Source organism: Megasphaera massiliensis (assembly GCF_000455225.1).
GTDB lineage: Bacteria > Bacillota > Negativicutes > Veillonellales > Megasphaeraceae > Megasphaera > Megasphaera massiliensis.
Genome location: NZ_HF954548.1, coordinates 12211 through 14666, shown reverse-complemented (window position 1 = coordinate 14666; position 2456 = coordinate 12211). Strand labels below are relative to the sequence as shown.

Here is a 2456-nt window from a genome sequence, read left to right as displayed (position 1 = left end):
CGCATCCGGTCGAAGGTTTTGGCTAGAAAAGAAATTTCGTCGTTGGCTGCCACTTCGATCTGCATATCGAACCGGCCCCGGGACAGCTCCCGGGCTGCCTGTGTAAGTTTATGTATAGGCCGAGTAATGCTAAGTGAGAACCAATAGGTGAATAACAGGAGCAGCAGCGTGATGAGGGCAATCATCCAGATCCCGAGCTTTTTCAATTCGACCGATTGCTTGATCATGCCGCGATAGAACTGATCATAGGTTTTCAGCTCGGTATCCATCAGCGTCAACGTCATTTCCGAAATATAAGTCGAGAGGCGCGTAGCATCTGCGAAATCATTTAGCGACTCCTCGTTATTCTTAGCGTTAAGGAACCGGACGGAACGGTCAGAGGCATTCACCAGGCTATCGATCAAATTCAAATAATTCGTTAGTGTAAAATGATTGCCGTTGTTCCGCAGATTCGTAATCTGCTCCTGTGCGACGATTAGCTCATGGCGGTCTGTCTCCAGATTAGCCAGCTTGGAAGAAGAGGGGGCCTGCAAATAATTGTTTAATGAAGTAACAAGCTGCTGACTAGAGGCACTGACCTCATTCATTCGCAAGTAGCGCTGCAATATCTCATTATATTGATCCTGCATTTTCTGGTTGTAGTAGGTTAACGTGACCCAAATGCCAGCCATTATGAACACGACGATTGCGACGAGCAGCCATATTTTTTTCTGAATCGTATTCATGGAAGCTCATCCGCCTTCAGCAGCCCGATTTCGGTAAAATAACCATCATAGTTGAGCGGGAACGTCTCGCCATTCAGCCACTGAATCATCAATTCCACGCTTTGCTTGCCCATTGTATAAGGCGCTTGCTCGATAATGCCGTTCAGCTTCTTCTCTTTCATCAGCGTTCGGCTCTCCACGCTGTCATCGAAGGAGTAGAGATGGAATCGGCTCAATTTCGCCCGCTTGCCAATCTCCTGTACCATGGCGCTCGCATTGTTCGCTGTCACCGAGACGAACCCGTCGATATGCGGCTCCCGGTTCATAATATCGTTCGTAGCGGCAATAACCTTCTCCCTCGTATCTCCGGCTACAACAATGATTGGCTCAATGCCCGGCTGGGCCTTCAATGCCTCCAGAATGCCGTTAAGTCTTTTGTTCTGAAAATCCTCCTGACGGTCGGACAGCATCAGCACAACCTTCCCGGTTTTGCCGATATCCTTCGTCAACTGCTCGCCAATGAGTCTGCCAGCCTTCTCGTGATCCGAGCCGATATAGGTGCGCCTTAAGCTTTTTTCCACTGGAACATCATTGCCAATTGTAAAAATCGGAATGCCGTTTCCAGCCGCTTTTACCGTGGAGAGCTTATTAAATTCATCCGATTCCAAGCCTTGCACGATAATCCCGTCCACTTTCGAGGCTATCGCGATTTCCATCTTTCTTAGAAAATCGACCTGATTCGTACCGTAGCTGCCCCCATACAGCTAACTCTACACCACGCTGCTTTGCTGCTAGCGTAGCCCCTTTCTCAACCGAATCCCAGAAAGGCGTGTCCATTTCTTGCGTAATAAGCACAAGACGATAGGCAGAATCCTGACCCCCTGTCAGCTCAGCAGGAGCAGACAAGTCATAGTGAAAAATTTGAATAATGGAGGAAAGTGTGAAGCCGAACAATACGATACAGCAAATCGACAACGATACAATGAACAGCTTCCTCATCGCAGGCTTGCTCCTTTGAATCTCGATTGATGTAAACGATCGATTGTAAACCGCTTACATTTTCTTTCATCGTATCACAATTAAATTGACGTATAAACGCAAATTTTACAGGAGCTTCCTCTTATCCGTTATATAAAATTGCCGTTGACACTGAATGGAAAATAGTTCTATATTGGCATAGGTGTATTACATTGTTCAAGGATGGTGACCTGCATGAAAACATTCGCTGCCGTTGCCGGCAAAATTGCTTTAAGCTTTATCGTCGTTCTCCTCATATCGGTTGTCGTCGGAGTCGTCTACACAGTCATAGCGGTAGCATCCGGAACAGGCTTGGAAGATATCCAGAGTGCTTCGCAAGATAATTTATGGATGCAGATCATTCAAACCATTTTGTTCACCGCTTCGGCTCTCGGAATGTATGCTCTATTTGAAAGGAAAAAGAGGTGGCCGCTTGGGCTCCGTCAACAGGACGGAGGCATCATGCTCGTTCACGGCATGCTGGCCGGAATTGTGCTCATTTCGTTAGCCGCGGTGTTAATCTGGGCTTTTGGAGGCGTTAGCTGGACATTGGGGAATTGGAACTCTGAGCTGACGGCCGCGCTGCTGAAGGGCTTAGTGCTATTTATCTTTGTAGCGGTATCGGAGGAAGTTTATTCACGCGGCTATGTGCAAGGCCTGCTGCGCTATCATTACGGCAGTAAAGCGGCTATTATCGTAACCTCTCTGTTATTCGCATTGCTCCATAGCATGAAT

The 2456-nt window shown here is 47.6% G+C and carries 3 protein-coding genes; 1 reads left to right on the top strand and 2 read right to left on the bottom strand.

What is annotated here, in order from left to right; genetic code table 11:
• Both TX77_RS10640 and TX77_RS10635 read right to left on the bottom strand, forming a co-directional pair.
• A partial coding sequence (locus tag TX77_RS10640; RefSeq protein ID WP_044505083.1) for a HAMP domain-containing protein occupies positions 1-725 on the bottom strand: 725 nt, incomplete at its 3' end.
• Complete coding sequence (locus tag TX77_RS10635) at positions 722-1468, bottom strand: sugar ABC transporter substrate-binding protein (RefSeq protein ID WP_268257943.1); 747 nt, start codon at positions 1466-1468, stop codon at positions 722-724. The genes TX77_RS10635 and TX77_RS10640, both read right to left, overlap by 4 nt.
• Positions 1469-1916: 448 nt before the next feature.
• Between TX77_RS10635 and TX77_RS13030 the strand changes: the two genes are divergently transcribed.
• The coding region (locus TX77_RS13030; protein ID WP_195891190.1) for a CPBP family intramembrane glutamic endopeptidase at positions 1917-2456 on the top strand (540 nt) is incomplete at its 3' end.